Here is a 16313-nt window from a genome sequence, read left to right as displayed (position 1 = left end):
GTTGTAATTATACGAATTATTCGTAGATTTGCGATACAATCGTAAATTGATAAGAATCATGGAAAAATTGACAATGCAGGAAGAAGAGGTAATGCGCTTGATTTGGCAGATTGGTCCTTGTTTCGTAAAAGAGATACTGGCGAAATATGCAGATCCGAAACCCCCTTATACAACGCTTGCTTCTATTGTAAAGAATTTGGAACGAAAGAAGTATGTGAAGAACAAACGTTATGGAAATACGTATGAATACACTCCGTTGATCCCGGAAAGTGAATACAAACGTACTTTTATGAGCGGAGTAGTTCGTAATTACTTTGAGAACTCGTACAAGGAAATGGTCTCTTTCTTTGCCAAAGATCAGAAGATTTCGGCTGATGACCTGAAAGATATCATCGATCTGATAGAAAAAGGAAAAGAATAAACCTTATAAACACCTTATTACCATGACACCGGAATTTGCCTACTTTTTGAAGGTGAATGTAGCCTTTGTACTCTTTTATGCCTTCTACCGTCTGCTCTTTTACAAGGACACGTTCTTTAAGTTGCGTCGGGTCTCCCTCCTTGCTTTCTTTGGCCTCGCATTGCTTTATCCGTTGCTGAATATTCAGGAGTGGGTGAAAGAACAGGAACCAATGACGGAAGTGATCATGATGTATTCGGCGATGATGCCGGAAGTTACCATCACCCCCGAAACGGTCGTTAAGACAGACTGGAAAGCCGTGATGCTTTCCGCAAGTTCGTATATTTACTGGAGTGTCGTGGCCCTTTTACTAGTCCGTTTCTTTGTGCAGTTGACCAGCATCCTGCTGTTGGCATACCGTAGTAAACGGACTCTTATTCATGGTGTCCTGGTTTATCGGCTCGATAAACCCGCCGGACCCTTTTCGTTCTTCCAAATGATATTCATACATCCGGAAAGCCATTCGGAGAAAGAGATAGATGAAATACTTACACACGAATGTACCCATGTATTCCAATGGCATTCGATAGACGTGATGATTTGCGAGCTGATTACTGTCGTATGTTGGGTGAACCCTTTTGCGTGGCTTTTGAAACGCGAGGTGCGCCATAACCTGGAATATCTGGCAGACAATACCGTTATCCAATCCGGATACGACTGCAAGAGCTATCAGTACCATCTACTGGGACTTGCCCATCATTATCAGGCTGCAGCAACATTATATAATAGTTTTAATGTATTACATCTAAAAAACAGAATTAGTATGATGAACAAAAAGAGATCCCACGGGATCGGAAGAACAAAATACCTGATATTCATTCCTCTGGCAGTATTCCTGATGCTGCTGAGCAACATCGAGGCAGTAGCCCGTATTACAAAGGAAATAGCAGCCGATGCTGTTGCCGATGTAAAGGAAGCTACCGAGGTGATGATCACTCAAGGGGATAATGTGAAAGTGACAGGTCAGGTAATCGATGATTTTAACGGACCGGTTATCGGTGCGTCAGTGATAATCAAAGGAACCAATGTCGGTACGATTACCGATACCAAAGGTAACTTTACTCTTGAAACAACAAAAGATGCCGTTCTTAGTTTTTCTTTCCCTGGAATGAAACCGAAAGAGGTTGCGGTAAAGGATGTGTTGGGTAACCTGAAAGTACAGCTGTATCCGGACGGAAGCATACAAAGAACGCAACCGACTACGGGAACTGCTCCTACTGCCTCTCCTAAGCCCAGAACATCAACGGACCAGGTATTTACGGTAGTAGAAGTTATGCCGGAGTTTCCGGGTGGACAAGAAGCTCTATTGCAATTCCTGGCAAAAACCGTTAAATATCCGGTAATCGCCCAGGAAAATGGAATCCAGGGACGTGTGACGGCTTCTTTTATTGTAGAGAAAGATGGTTCGGTGACGGATATAGAAGTGATTCGTGGTGTAGATCCGTCGCTCGATAAAGAAGCTATCAGGGTACTTTCTACAATGCCGAAATGGACGCCCGGAAAGCAACGGGGACAAGATGTTGCTGTTAAATATACAGTGCCGGTTACTTTCCGTTTGCAAGGAAAAACTGATAGTAACAATCCGGAACAACAGAACAAGCAGGAAGAAATGGTAGATAATGGAATCGTTGTTGTCGGTTATGGAGAACAGAAGTCTGTCGATGCTTCCGGTCAAGTCTTTACGATGGTAGAGAAGATGCCGACATATCCCGGTGGTCAAGGGGCATTGCTTGCTTTTTTAGCTAAAGCTATTCAATATCCGAAAGAGGCTCAGGAAAAGGGAATTCAAGGACGGGTAACTTGCTCATTTATTGTGGAAACAGATGGTTCACTCAGTAATATCCAGGTAATAAGAGGTCTTGATCCGGCTTTGGATAAAGAGGCTGTACGTGTAATCGGTGAAATGCCGAAATGGATTCCGGGTACACAACGTGGAAAAGCGGTTCGGGTGAAATATACCGTTCCTATGACTTTCAGTTTGCAGTAATCATTTTATACATACGAGCGGATGATGCACAAATATACTGTTTTGCTTCTTCTCAGTGTCCTGTCCCTTATGGGGCAGGCACAGAGTGTATCGCTTCAGGAACTGGTGAATAAGAAGAAATTTCCGGAAGTGATTGCCCGGGCCGATAGCCTTACTCCGGCAGATTCTGCCGATTATGTTACTATGTCGGCTATCGGCCAGGCTTACGAAGGTATCTTGGAGTATGATAAGGCTTACCGGTATTATCAGTATTGTCTGCAAATGGATACGACGAATGCAGATGCTTTCACTTCCGTTGCCCGGGTGGCGATGAATTTGGGAAAAGCATCGGTAGCTAAAGATTGTTTCCTGAAAGTTTTGGAAGCGGACAGTACGGACTTTTATGCCAATTATCAACTGGCGCGTCTGTATTCGCAGATCGGTGATTATGAGAATGCTGTCCTGCAGTTCAACGTCTTACGCGATCAGGACACGACGAAGGTAAATCCTGTTATCTACCGGAATATTGCTGATTGTTATATGAAGATGAATTCCGTACCGGCAGCTACGATTTGTTATTATCAAGCCTATAATGTGAACCGTGAAAATGCCGGCCTTGCAAGTGCGCTGGTCAATTGTCTGTACCGGTTGGGCGGCCCGAACGTACTGGACGGTCTGGCTGTTTGCGATACGGCTTTGTTTTATAATCCCGGCAATCAGTCCCTGCGTCGCAGCAAGGCGATGGGGTTCTATATGAATAAGCAGTATGCCACAGCCGATACCTTATACCAGGATCTGTTGGCGGAAGGCGATACCTCTTTTCTTACCTTGAAATATGGCGGTGCTTCGCGTTATCTGTCGGGGCGTGCCATGGATGCGATCGACTTGTTGGAATGGGCTTACCGGAAAGATACGACAGATGTAGAAACAAATTTGTTGTTGGGAGCCGCTTTGGGGAAGACATACGATCGTAAACGTGCTTACCTGTTGTTCGACCAGGCGGAACAGTTGATGCAGCCGAATGAGGCTTTGGTCAATTTGTTGTTGACCTCCCGTGCCGAGACCTTATGGAAAGACGGGCGTTCGCGGGAAGCTGAAAGGTTGTTGTATAAGGAATGGTTGGCGAATAAAGACCGTTTGGATTTGTTGTTCCGTATCGAACAGAAGTTCTCAAATTGGGGACCGACTTATGACACGGAAGAAGAACGTGATCGTGCCTTATTTGTCAAAGTCACTTTCCTGAAAGAATGTATCCTGACAGGAAAGAAGCTGAAAGGGTTCCATGTATATCGTCCTTTGTTGCAATATATGTATGAAGATGCTTTCTTCAAGAAAAAGGATGAGCTGATTATGATCGCTCCCGACGGTAAGAGGAGTAAGTTGGCGGTGGACGAATTGAAGTCTGTCATCGATCAGTTGCCGGAAACTCCGGAACTCGAAAAGAAACTTCAAAAGCAGATGGAGGACAACTTCAAACAGAGAAAGCAAGCTGCGAATCCTAAGCTGGAGCCTCTCGACGAGAACTCTGAAGCTTTTAAAGCGGGCATGAAGGCTGCAGGAAAATTACACGAGGAACAGAAACTGACAGAAAAGAAATCAGAATAATTAAATAGAACAGATATGCAGAAGTTGATCAGAATGATGAGTACGATGTTATTCATCCTTACCTTTTACGTCTTTACATTGCAGTCTCAGGAGCTTTCTTTGCAGGAGTTGGTAAACAGAAAACAGTTTCCGGAGGTGCTTGCTCGCACGGATAGTCTGACGGCGGCAGATTCTGCGAATTATGCAACTATGTCGGCCATCGGGCAGGCTTATGAGGGTATGTTTCGGTATAAAGATGCATATCGTTGTTTTCAGCATTGCCTGTCGATGGATACGACGAATATGGATGCATGGAATGCGCTTGCCCGTGCCGCTATTAATTATGGAAAGATAGCGGAGGCGGAGCGTTGCTACGGGAAAGTACTGGAAGTAGATAGTCTGAACTTTTATGCGAACAATCAACTGGCACGCCTGTATTATCAGTTAGGGGATTACGGGAAGGCGATGGATCACTATCGTACGCTGGCTACGTTTGAGAGCGATAATCCTACCATCCTGGCTGGTCTCGCCGATTGCCATATGAAAAAAGGAGGAATGAATACGCTGATCGCTTTGGAGTTATATGCCCGTGCAATGGAGATCAATCCGGAGAATATCCGTGTCGCTTCTTCCTTGATCAACCTGTTACTGTGGCAGGGAGATGGGAAAGGAGCATTGCAGGTCTGCGATACCGCTTTGTACTATAACCCCGATAACCGACAGATACGGCAGAGCCAGGGGATGGCTTTGTATATGACGAAAAAATACCTGAAAGCGGACACTGTCTACAGCAGTCTGTTGGCGGAAGGAGATTCTTCTTTTATCAATCTAAAATATGCCGGTGCTTCCCGCTATATGTCCGGGCATGCATTGGATGCCGTGGAACCTTTGGAGCTGGCTTATGCAATCGATTCGACTGATGTGGAAACGATTTTGCTTTATGGAGGTACATTAGGTAAAACTTACGACCGACAGCGGGCATATGAATTATTCGACCAGGCGGAAGAATGTATGAAACCGAAGAAGTTTTTCGTCAATTTGCTGGCTACTTTCCGGGGAAGCGCTTTGGAGCGGGATGGCCGATTCAATGAAGCTGAAAAAGTCTATTATGAAGCCTGGAAGAAAGACCCGACACAGTTGAACCTGCTATATGAAATCAACAAACATTACTGGCTAAGAGATTCGGAGATGTTCGATGATGAGAAACGGTTACAGAAAGCGCTTTTCAGCAAATATATTTACATGACAGAGTTGATGAAGAGAAAGGAATCGAAAGAGAACCTGTTCGGCTTCCGTTATTTCCTGGAAGACTTATACAAAGAGGCTTTCTTCCGGAATATGACGGAGTTGACCATGTTGGCTCCCGACGGTAAAAAAAGCCGGTTGTCCATGCCGGATCTGCAAAACCTCATCAACCAGTTACCCGAACCTTCCGAATTGGAAAAGAAACGGCGCGAACAAATGAAAGCAGCTATGAAGGATTACGAGAAAAAACATAAGAAAGAAATAGCTGCAAGAGATTCGGCAAAGGAAGTTAACGTTGAAGGAAAGGCCGTTAAGCTGGAATGAACGGCAGAACGGAAAGCATACAGTATTAATCGTTAAATCAGTACAAATATGGGAAAAAGTATCAGGATCACAGGTGTTTGGTTGCTCGTATTGGCATTCTATATGCCGCTTATGGCACAAAAGAATATTGCTTTTGCGGATGGAGTGAATAAGCAGAAAGAGATAAAATTGAGTGAGGTGGCCTCCGGTGTGAAATACATCCCATTGGAAACGACTGCGGAGTCATTGTTGGGTAAAGATATTATGGATGTGACTTTTGCCGGTGACTATCTGTTTGTCTGCGATTATGTTAATCTGTTCCAGTTTACCTCGGAAGGTAAATTCGTCCGTAAGATAGGAAAGGCAGGAGAAGGTCCGGGAGAATATACGCAGTCCGTGATGGCTGTCGTTTATGATGAAGATGCACAACAGATATTTATGTCTGATTTCAGAAAAGGAAAGGTACTGGTTTATTCTTTTGACGGCAAATACTTGTATGACATCGATACACAACGGGGATCGATGACTACTTACAGGGATAAAGCCGGTAACCTGTTCGGAGTAACCAATGAATACTTGTATACGAGGGATAAAAGGGGTAAAGAACTGTTCGTATATAACACCAAAGGAAAGGAATTGTACAGCTTCCATTTCAGACCGGAACAGGGTGTTCGTTATCCGGGGATTATCTTTACTTACGGTATTCTTTATGACCATCAGGGAAAAACTTATTATAAGAATCCTTTAGAGACGACGATCTTTCGTTTGGAGGGTAAAAAAAGGATACCGGAATATAAACTGGATCTTTCCCAATATGAAAAATTGTCGGATGAAGATGATGCCGTGATCGTTGTTGACAAGAAAACGAATACGGGAACCAACCTTCCCAATAAAGCTGCCGATAAGAAATTCAACTTCTTCAATATCCTGGAGACAAATCATGGAATGGGTATCGAGTATGCCCAGGAAAATGAACGTCGTTTTGCCTGGTATGACAAAGAAAAGGGAGCTCTTTGCCGTGTCCGTTCCCCGAAAGCTCAATGGGACGGTTTTACAGATGATATGGAAGGCGGCTGTACCATTTCCCCTCGTTTTATTTCGAAAAATAAGATGATTGCCGTTGCCTCTGCCGCTATCCTTTTGGAGAAAGTAAAACCTGCTGAAACCAAAGGCTCTCTGAAAGGGCTCTTGCCGGATCTGATGGAAGATGACAATCAAGTATTGGTAGTTGCTCAATTGGTAAATTGAATAATTAATAGGAAGCGGTTATGGGGAAACTTTGTATAACTCTTTTATCAACCTGTTTACTCTTGCTAATAATTAGTTGTGGAAATAAACGATTGTATCCTGTTCAACTTCATTATGAAGAGACAGAATCTCCGGCAAGTATTCAAAAAATAAAATTGTCCGGTGAATTACAAGGGTTGGTATATAAGATTCGGATGGCACACTACAGGGATGGGGTTGTTTCCTATAAAATATTAAATGAGGAACCCTCTGTAATCAGGGATACGGTGTTGTCGATTCGTATTGAAGCCGAACCGCTTCATGCACACGAAGTGCGTTTTACTATTGAAGGGGAAAAAATAATAGAGGAAAGAGTGGAAGTGGAGGATGTTTTACATAGTATCTTGCTGGAAACATATTCTGCTGTCCCGTATTTCTCTAAGGATACAATATCTCTTATCGGATATACGAGTGGTGCTTTATATGAGACTATGGTTGACGGTGAGTTAAGGCAGGGCGGCAGCTATTGTGATGTCCGCAATGCAAAATTGCCACCGAAGGAATGGTATAACGTGTTCGATATGAAAGAATACATATGGTTTGACCTGATTATTGAGTGAGATGATGAAGATTTAACTTTTATCCCATTGCCCCTGTTTTTATTTCGGTTTCGAGATAAGAATAAATATAATATGGGCTTTGATAATATAACTCAGTAGTCGGGTCGGATAATTTTACGAAGGTATCAGATGTATAAACCGTATCCAAAGCGGTTTGCAAATCCATCCCCAAGCGTTCCATCAGTAAAACAACTAAGTCCGCCGTAACCGATTCAACTATATAATCAAAATCTGTCATAGATAAAGTATCATGCGATAGCCCCTCCTTGGCGTTGGCAATAAAGTGTCAGATAAGAAAGAGCCTCTTTAAAATCGAGCGTATGAATAGCCTCATAGTGTTGCACCAGGAAATCAATTCCACGAAAACGGCGGATATAACGGTAAGCTTGCTGCTTATTCAGGCTATTCTGCTGTGCGAATGCATCAATCATAGCCGTTATAAATTCTACTTTACCTTTTATATTACTCATTGATATAGCCTTTTTACAAAGAAACATGATTTTCCTGATTTTCCAAATAGTAACAAATCTTTATTCAAGCTTGTATCGCTGATGATTAGCTATGGAAACAAGCTTGATTTGTTGTTGAGCGAATTATAATTAAACATTAAATCAGATGGAAATTCTGTTCTGACCCCTGTGAAGGGTGACGGCAGGTAAAACAAAGCCCCGGCGGAAATTCCGTCGGGGCTTTCGTTATTTATATATAAGGGAAAGTAGTCGTTTTCTTCTCTTATTCACTTAGAATCGTAAGTTCCGCCCCTGCTGCGAAATCTTGCCCATTCTGTGAGCTCAGGGCTGTGAAACGGATATAACGGCCTTTCACCGGCTTGTCGAAAAGAACTCGTTTCTCGTCTCTGTTTCTTTCGAACTGACCTTTGCAAACAGGTTCGCCCCAATTCTTGCCGTCGTTGCTGACCTGGATGGAATATTCCTTGATGTTACCGTTGTTGCTGTCCTGACGGGGCATGTAGATAAAGCCTTTGATAGCTTTTTCTTCGCCTGCATCCAGGTCTACCCAATGCGGATATTTGGCAACGGTAACGGAATACATACTGTGCCAGATCGTGTTCGGATCGCCGTCTACCAGGTTCTTGGCATCGCCGCCGTCTACCTCTTCGCTGCTGGCATAGATAACTTCCGTCTGTATGCTTTCCATCTTGTTGAATGTCTTTGTGGACTTGATCTCCGGATTATTCTTGAACCAGGCTGTGATCGTCCCGCCTTCGCGCATTGGGATGGCTTCCGTATATTCTTTCGCTTTCTTGTCTTTACCGATGGTGTAACAGATAACGGCATCTTTGTCGATAGACGACAATTCTACCAATCCTGTACGACTGCGGGTAATAGAGAAAGGAATATCACCTGCGGCTGAAACCTGTGCAACGGCAGAAAGGTCTTGTGCTGCCGGTCGGATGATGAAACCGATGTTGTTTTGTCCGGCAAATACGCGGTCGTGCACCAACGGACCACCCTGTCCGCAACTGTTGCCACCCAAGCCTGTAACAGCCAGGTCGAGATGCAGATACGTGTCACCGGCTTTCGGCAGCTGGTAAGGATGTCCGGCCAATGTCAGATCGAGTGCGGAATATTGTAATGCCGAAGTCGAAAGACGGTCGGTTGCCACAAATACAGCTCCTTTACCGGCTTTGTCGGTCAGCGCACACCAGCGTACGTTTTCGTGATTACCCATATCCTGCGGTTTCGGGAAGTTGACGAACTGGTCGGCTACGGTCGACTGATACATTTCGATGAACTGTCCGACTTTACGGTCAGCGTAGTTTTCAACAGGTCCCCGTCCGTAATACGTGTAGTTCTCATAGCGTTGAGGAACTCTCATGACATAACCCAGGCGAGGCAGAACCAGACTCGGATTGTTGGATGTGATGCTTGCCTGCAGCTCTATGGAGCCGTCGCGATAGATCGTCCATACCTGGTCGGTAGTGAATTTGAAGTTGTCGTCGCTGAATACTTTGTCGGTCAGCTCTTCCACGCTATTCTTGCCGCTGGAAGTTCCTCCCAGTATCTTGGCTGCGTTAGGAGCCTGGGACTCTACGGTGTAGAATAATACGATGGCTCCGTCTTTCCTGTTAAGTACCTTAGCGGCGGTAGCCTTATGCTTCAGATTGTGCAGTCCGTTTTCAAACCAGCTTCCGTAGAACCAGTTGTCGTTGTTGGTAAAAGCACGGAAAGCATCCAGCTTCGGACCGTTACCGTCGGCGATGATTGTTTCGTTTCCATAATTCAGGCTGTAGATTGTTCCCGTTTCATTGTCAAATGTGGCAACAAAATGATCTCCTTTAATGGTCTGGAAGCGAGGATCCGCTTGTTTCTCAATAGTCAGTTCTCCGGCAGAAGCATTTGCTACTTCGTTGATTGCGGGTTTGTCCGTTGCTGCCTTTACAGGAAGCTGTTCTTCCGCCATTACATAACCTTTGTCAGCCCAGGGCTTGTTGTCGTTTAACAGGAATTGTATTTTGACGAAATATTCTTTGTCTGCTTTCAATTGACTGTATGTATAGGGAACGGATACCTGTACCCGGTTACGAGGAGCAACCTTGCCTGGATTCAGTGAACCGCTTTCCATTTCTTTTCCGTTTTCGTAAAGCGACCATTTGACATCATAGCCGGATAAGTCGTTGAAATAGTATTTGTTGAAGATTTCAAAAAGCCCTTTTTCTGCATTGACTTCCGATACGCCGATATGTTGGTATACTTTCTTTACTTCATAATATTGAGGCTTCGGCTCCAGATCCCCGAATACGATGCCGTTCATAACGAACTGACCGTCGTTAGGCGTATCGCCGAAGTCACCGCCATAAGCCAGATAACGTTTGCGGTCCGGTGTATAGTTGTAGAGTGACTGGTCTACCCAGTCCCAGATAGCACCGCCGCAGAAGAAGTTGGTCGATTCCATAGCATCCCAGTAGTCGATCAGGTTTCCGCAGGCATTTCCCATCGAATGGGCATATTCAGAGATATGGAACGGATACTTGATGTCATAATCTCCTTTCACGGCACCGCGCACCCAGGAGATGGACGGATACTGGTTGGAGCCCATATCCACGATATCATTATTTCGTTCGTACTGGACAGGGCGTGACAAATCCGCTTTTTTCAATGCATTGTAGGCTTCAACAAAGTTCGGTCCGGGACCGGCTTCGTTTCCTAATGACCAGATTACGATGGACGGGTTATTGATATTGGCGTGTACCATTTCCATAACACGTGCTACGTGGGCATCCCGCCATTCTTTCGGATGTGACAAAGAGGCTGCACCATAATAATATTCATGCGATTCGATATTCGCTTCATCTTCTAGATAAAGTCCGTATTTATTACACAGGTAGTACCAGTACGGATCGTCCGGATAATGGGAGTTACGGACATGATTGATATTGGCACGTTTCATCAGCATCACTTCGTCTTCCATCATCTTGCGGGTGATGGCATGGCCAACAGCCGGATTACTTTCATGACGGTTCACGCCTTTCAGCTTGACAGTCTTACCATTTACATAATAGTAGCGTCCGGCCAGTCCGAATTCGTCTTCCGAAGCGGGCGTATCTTTGATTTCCACTTTGCGGAAACCGACGGTGGTAGAGACTGTTTCCACCGTGCGGCCTTTTTTATCTTTCAACTCGCCTACTAATGTATAACGGTACGGTTGTTCGGCAGACCATTTATTCGGGTTTTGTATTTTCAGGACTGTTTCAGCATTCATTTCCAAGCCCGGAGGAATTTGGGCGATGGGGGCAGTAGCTGTTACGTTCTCTATTTTCGTATTGTCGTCAGAATAGAGTTTATTGGCATACAGCGAATAGACCATTGAGTATCCTTTCGCCATCTTCTTACCCAGGTTACGGATGTCTGCCCGGATAGCCAGTGAACCGTCTGTATAAGTTGCGTCCAGGTCAGGCGTGGCAACCAGATCGCGAACGTGCAGTTGAGGAACGGCAGTCAACGATACGGTACGGTAGATACCCGGCAGGCGGAACATATCCTGTGCTTCGAGGAAAGAACCGTCCGAACTGCGGTACACTTCAGCGGCTACGATGTTTTTCCCTTTCACTAGATAAGGAGTGATATTGAAACTGGCCGTATTACGCGAGTTTTTTGAGAAACCGACGTATTGCCCGTTTATCCAGAGATAGAAAAAAGAATCGACTCCGTCGAAATTGATAAATACTTCCTTTCCTTCCCAGTCCGTAGGGATGGTGAACTCGCGGCGGTAGGAACCGACTTCGTTGCGGTGTTTGAATGTAGTCCAGTTTTCGGGCGGTGTACGCATCACGCCGCCACGCCAGTCGTCGACCGCCACTTTATGCTGGAAGATAACAGGCTGGTTTACGTAGATCGGCGTACCGTACTTCTGTGTTCCGTCTTTCTGAAGACCGACGATGTTCCAGCTTGACGGTACGGGGATGTTGTCCCAGCCCGATACGTCGAAGCTGGTCTGATAGAAGTCTTTCGGACGGTCTTCGGGAGTCGGTACCCAGTTGAATTTCCAGTCTCCGTTCAGCGATTGCCAGTAAGCACTGTTTTCCGGTAAGACTTTCCGGGCACTTTCCTGATCCTGGAAGGAGAAGAACCAGGCATGGGGGTGTTCTTTGTTCAGCGCGATGTTTTCGGGCGATTCCCATTCATTCCCTTCGGGCGCTTGCTTTGTGGCATACTGATAGCCTTTCAATGGTTCTACTATGGCATGACTTTGTAAGGTGAAGCAGCATAGTAACAGACATAATGTAATTTTTTGCATATTGAGTGTTTTTTCTATGGTGAGAAAACTGCCTCAAAAATAGTACATTTATCGGAGAGGAGAACGACTTGTTTACTATTTTTATGTACTTACCGGCTTTAAAGTAAATTGTTTGCATCTTTGGCAGAAACCGACTACATTTGTCATAAATAGAGTGGAGATGAAAAAGTTACTATACTTTTTGCTGATGGTGCTGGCTGTTTTGCCTTCGTTGACAGCCCAACGGAAGAAAGTCGGGGTTGTGCTTGGTGGCGGAGGAGCAAAAGGAGTAGCTCATATAGGCGTGTTGAAGGTGTTGGAAGAAGCTGGCATTCCGGTCGATTATGTGGCGGGAACCAGTATGGGGGCTATTGTCGGAGGATTATACGCGATCGGTTATACACCGGCCGAGATTGATACGATGGTATTGGAGCAGGACTGGACGATGCTGCTCAGCGATCGGATCAAGCGTAGCAGCCTGACTTTTCCCGAAAAAGAGAATGCAGAACGATATATTCTGTCTTTACCTTTCGGGAGAAATAAGAAAGACCGTGTCATCGAGGGAATGATCAAAGGGCAAAACCTGATGAATCTGTTTTCCAATCTGACTATCGGTTATCATGATTCCGTAGATTTCCGGAAGTTTAACATACCTTTTGCCTGTGTCGCGGTAGATGCTGTCGACGGGAAGGACTATGTCTTTCGCAAAGGTAGCCTGCCGGTGGCGATGCGTGCCAGTATGGCGATACCGGCAGTGTTTGCTCCTGTCCGGCTGGATAGTATGGTTTTGATAGATGGCGGATTGAATGATAACTTTCCGGTAGATGTCGCCCGGGAGATGGGTGCTGATATCATTATCGGTGTGGATTTGGGAACAAGCGATCTGAAGAAGCTGGAAGCTCTGAATACGCCCGGTGATGTGATTGGACAGATCATTGCCCTGCATGGATACGAGAAGTATGCGAAGAACAAGGAACAGACGGACCTGTTGCTTCGTCCGAATATGACGTCTTATAATGCCGCCAGTTTCAGTACGGTTGCGCTGGATACCCTGATCAGACGCGGGGAACGGGAGGCGTATGCACATTGGGACGAGATTATTGCGTTGAAAAAGAAGATCGGAATTGCGGACGATTATCGTCCGGAAGAACATGGACATTTCCGGAAATCATATCCGGCATTGCCTACCGATAGTTTTTATATCCGTACGATTTCTTTTACCGGTACGGATCCGAGGGATGAGAAGTGGTTGATGAAGATCAGCGGTCTGCGTGAGAATAGTCGGATCACCTTGCATGAACTTCATCATGCGATGTCTGTGTTGATCGGTTCAAATGCTTATTCAAATGTGAATTACATGCTGACGGGAGAGCAGCAGCAAGACCTGGTACTGACGGCGCAAAAGAAGTCGGTTAGTTCTGTGAATCTCGGTTTACGTTTCGATTCGGAAGAGATTATCGGTGTATTGGTGAATGCTACATTCGATCACCGGGCGCGTAATCATTCCAAGCTGGGATTTACCGGACGTGTTGGAGGAAAAACATCTTTTGCCCGTCTGGACTATGCAATCGAAAGGAATCCGTTGCGTAACCTGAACCTTGCTTACCAGTTTACTTATCAGGATTTGGATATTTACAAGAAAGGGCATAAAACTTTTAATACCAGTTATACCCATCATTTTGCCGAGTTCGGTTATTCGGATATGAACTGGCTGAATTTCAAGTTTAAGCTGGGTTTGCGTTATGAATATTATGATTACAATTCTTTCCTGTATACCGGAGATAACAACCAGTATGAGGTGAAGCCTGAAGGTTTTATCAGTTACTTTGCGATGGCCCACCTGGAGACGTTCGACCGGCGGTATTTTCCGACGAAAGGTGTCTCCCTGAAGGCTGATTATTCTTTATATACGGATAACTTTGTCAATTATAACGGACATGCTCCTTTCTCGGCGGTCGGACTGAATTTTACATCCGTTATTCCTGTAACTTCCCATTTCAGTGTTCTTCCTTCTTTATATGGGCGTGTGTTGATCGGTGGAAATTTGGCGTATCCGTTCTTGAATGCGGTAGGCGGTGAGGTAGACGGACGCTATGTCCCTCAGCAGTTGTCCTTTGCAGGAATCAACCGGATGGAAATATTCGATAATTCAGTTGTTGTCACCCGTCTGCATTTCCGCCAGCGGATTGCGGGAAATAACTATATTTCCCTGATTGGAAACTATGCGCTTCATCATGATGATTTCTTCCACCTGCTGAAAGGTAAGAGTGTATGGGGAGGAAGCCTGGGATATGCTTATAATAGCATTGCAGGACCGTTGAGTGCGACTTTCGGTATGTCTAATCAGAATACGAGTCTTCAGTTTTATCTGAATTTGGGATTCTCATTCTGATTATGGTTAATTGAATAGAGAGGGAGAAACAAGATATAAAAGAGGTAAATAATCTTTTAACTCCTGTTTTAAGACATCAGTGGCCTGACTTTTATATCGTTTGGCAGTGCGGACTGAAATATTTAAAATTTCAGCTATTTCATCGAAACTTTTTCCTTCTAACCGGTTCATTTCAAAAACGGTACGATAAGTGTCCGGAAGCTTAGCCAATGCTTTCTCTAATAATTCCTGTAGTTCTGTCAATAGATAAATATCATTCGATTCGGTTTCCGAGTGGAGTTTTTTTCCTATTTGTGAATCTACATATTGTTGCATATAGCCTTCTCTTCGTAAATGACTGGTGCATAGATTTTTTACACAAACAATCAGATAACTACGTATGGAGGTGCTGATTGTCAATTTCTTTCTGTCTTCCCAAAGGGTAGCGAATACTTCTTGAACAATATCTTCTCTTATGGCCCTATCATCAATATATCGTCGGGCATATGAACAAAGAGGCGGATAAAAAAGTTCGAATAGTTGTTTGAAAGCTTTTTTATCGTCACCGGTTGCTGCATACCAAAAATGATCTTCCGGATTGTGGTTGTATTTGGTATTGTTCTCCATATTGCAAATGTAATTAAAAATAATTTGAAAAAATCTCTTTTTGGTGGCACTATATTTTTTCCTGTTCGTCTCTTATATGTAATTACCCGAAAAATACAAATGAATATAAGTGACAAAGAAATATTATTTTTCAAGCAATATAGCGAGAAGATAACTCCTGATGAAGAAGTTAGAATTCAGGAGTTATTGTCTGTATCTGAAGAGAATCGGCTAGAAATGGATCTGGTCAGGCAAATTGTATCTGTTGAAAATGAGATGAAAGATTTGCTGTCCTATGATACCTCAGAAGGATATTTGAGGATGAAGCAAAAAACAAAAGGGTATAAAGAAACTTTGAATTGGTCATTTTGGCTAGTGAGAATTGCAGCTATTTTGGTTGTCCCTTTATTGATTTCTACATTGACATTGATTTATATAAATCAAAAACAGCGAGAAGCATTGAATCAAATAGACTGGATGGAAGTATCAGCGGCTCCGGGAGTAGTGTCAAGGTTTGAATTACCTGATCAGTCAAAGGTTTGGTTAAATTCAGGTAGTACTCTTCGTTATCCATCCCGTTTTACCGGACATATACGTGAAGTTGAATTAAATGGGGAAGGATATTTTGAGGTAAAATCAGATAAAGAAAATCCTTTTTATGTTATAACTAATTCAGGAGCAAAGGTGATGGCCCATGGTACTCGGTTTAATGTTAATGCATATGATGAGTATGAAGATATAGAGGCTGTTTTGGTAGAAGGAAAAATAGATTTTCTTTTCTCAGGAAAAAACCTTCGGGAATTAAAGTCCGGTGAACAAGCTGTTTTTAATAAGAATACTCATTCTTTGGTTATAAATCCAATCAGTATTTATGAAAAAACAGCTTGGAAAGACGGTAAGATTGTATTTAGAAATGCTTCTTTGGAGGATGTTTTCCATCAGCTAAGCAGACGTTATAATGTTGATATCGTATTCCATGATGATTATAAGTTATCTGACGGTTATCGGTGTCGGGTAACTTTTACGGATGAAACGATACAGCAAATTTTCGGTTATTTGGAAATTGCAGCTCCTATAAGATGGACAGTTAGTACACCTGTTCAGAAAAATGATTCAACATTGGTGCGGCAGCGCGTCGATGTGTGGTTAAAGAAAAAATGATTGTTTAATTAAAATAAATTGCCTATGAGATAA

12 protein-coding genes are annotated in these 16313 nt (G+C 43.9%); 8 read left to right on the top strand and 4 right to left on the bottom strand.

The features are described 5' to 3' along the window. The first annotated feature begins 58 nt into the window (after positions 1–58). The 6 genes from DXD68_RS09030 (at position 59) to DXD68_RS09005 (ending at position 7405) form a co-directional block, all read left to right on the top strand. On the top strand, positions 59–421 hold the full coding sequence (locus DXD68_RS09030) for a BlaI/MecI/CopY family transcriptional regulator (protein WP_122361324.1): 363 nt from the start codon (positions 59–61) through the stop codon (positions 419–421). A gap of 22 nt (positions 422–443) precedes the next feature. Then, entirely contained in the window at positions 444–2447 is a 2004-nt protein-coding gene (locus DXD68_RS09025; RefSeq protein WP_122361323.1) for a M56 family metallopeptidase, read from the top strand. A gap of 21 nt (positions 2448–2468) precedes the next feature. Next, a complete protein-coding gene (locus DXD68_RS09020; protein WP_122361322.1) occupies positions 2469–4031 on the top strand; it encodes a tetratricopeptide repeat protein in 1563 nt (520 codons plus the stop codon). A 15-nt stretch (positions 4032–4046) separates the two neighbouring features. Continuing rightward, on the top strand, positions 4047–5579 hold the full coding sequence (locus tag DXD68_RS09015; protein WP_233577058.1) for a tetratricopeptide repeat protein: 1533 nt from the start codon (positions 4047–4049) through the stop codon (positions 5577–5579). Positions 5580–5627: 48 nt separating this feature from the next. After that, positions 5628–6806 (top strand): 6-bladed beta-propeller, encoded by a 1179-nt coding sequence (locus tag DXD68_RS09010; RefSeq protein ID WP_122361321.1) that lies wholly within the window; start codon positions 5628–5630, stop codon positions 6804–6806. Between the two features lie 194 nt (positions 6807–7000). Further along, positions 7001–7405: a hypothetical protein gene (locus DXD68_RS09005; RefSeq protein WP_233577056.1), complete on the top strand. Its 405-nt coding sequence runs from the start codon at positions 7001–7003 to the stop codon at positions 7403–7405. 19 nt (positions 7406–7424) lie between these two features. On the opposite strand, the gene DXD68_RS09000 is transcribed toward DXD68_RS09005, so the two are convergent. The 3 genes from DXD68_RS09000 to DXD68_RS08990 form a co-directional block, all read right to left on the bottom strand. Beyond that, positions 7425–7643, bottom strand: a complete 219-nt coding sequence (locus tag DXD68_RS09000; protein WP_122361319.1) for a hypothetical protein — start codon at positions 7641–7643, stop codon at positions 7425–7427. 10 nt (positions 7644–7653) lie between these two features. After that, positions 7654–7875: a DUF3791 domain-containing protein gene (locus DXD68_RS08995; RefSeq protein ID WP_122361318.1), complete on the bottom strand. Its 222-nt coding sequence runs from the start codon at positions 7873–7875 to the stop codon at positions 7654–7656. Between the two features lie 262 nt (positions 7876–8137). Then, complete coding sequence (locus tag DXD68_RS08990; protein ID WP_122361317.1) at positions 8138–12163, bottom strand: glycoside hydrolase family 2 TIM barrel-domain containing protein; 4026 nt, start codon at positions 12161–12163, stop codon at positions 8138–8140. Between the two features lie 160 nt (positions 12164–12323). On the opposite strand from DXD68_RS08990, the gene DXD68_RS08985 reads away from it, so the two are divergent. Next, entirely contained in the window at positions 12324–14534 is a 2211-nt protein-coding gene (locus tag DXD68_RS08985) for a patatin-like phospholipase family protein (RefSeq protein WP_122361316.1), read from the top strand. A 6-nt stretch (positions 14535–14540) separates the two neighbouring features. Here DXD68_RS08985 and DXD68_RS08980 read toward each other — a convergent pair whose 3' ends face one another. Further along, on the bottom strand, positions 14541–15140 hold the full coding sequence (locus DXD68_RS08980) for an RNA polymerase sigma-70 factor (RefSeq protein WP_122361315.1): 600 nt from the start codon (positions 15138–15140) through the stop codon (positions 14541–14543). Between DXD68_RS08980 and DXD68_RS08975 the strand changes: the two genes are divergently transcribed. Beyond that, the gene (locus DXD68_RS08975) at positions 15114–16280 is read left to right on the top strand and encodes a FecR family protein (protein ID WP_233577054.1); all 1167 of its coding nucleotides are present in this window, start codon (positions 15114–15116) and stop codon (positions 16278–16280) included. The two genes, DXD68_RS08980 and DXD68_RS08975, sit on opposite strands and share 27 nt — an antisense overlap. The last annotated feature ends 33 nt before the right edge of the window (positions 16281–16313 follow it).

Source organism: Parabacteroides sp. TM07-1AC, assembly GCF_003480915.1.
GTDB classification, from domain to species: domain Bacteria; phylum Bacteroidota; class Bacteroidia; order Bacteroidales; family Tannerellaceae; genus Parabacteroides; species Parabacteroides chongii.
This window is presented reverse-complemented; position numbering and strand designations above follow the sequence as displayed.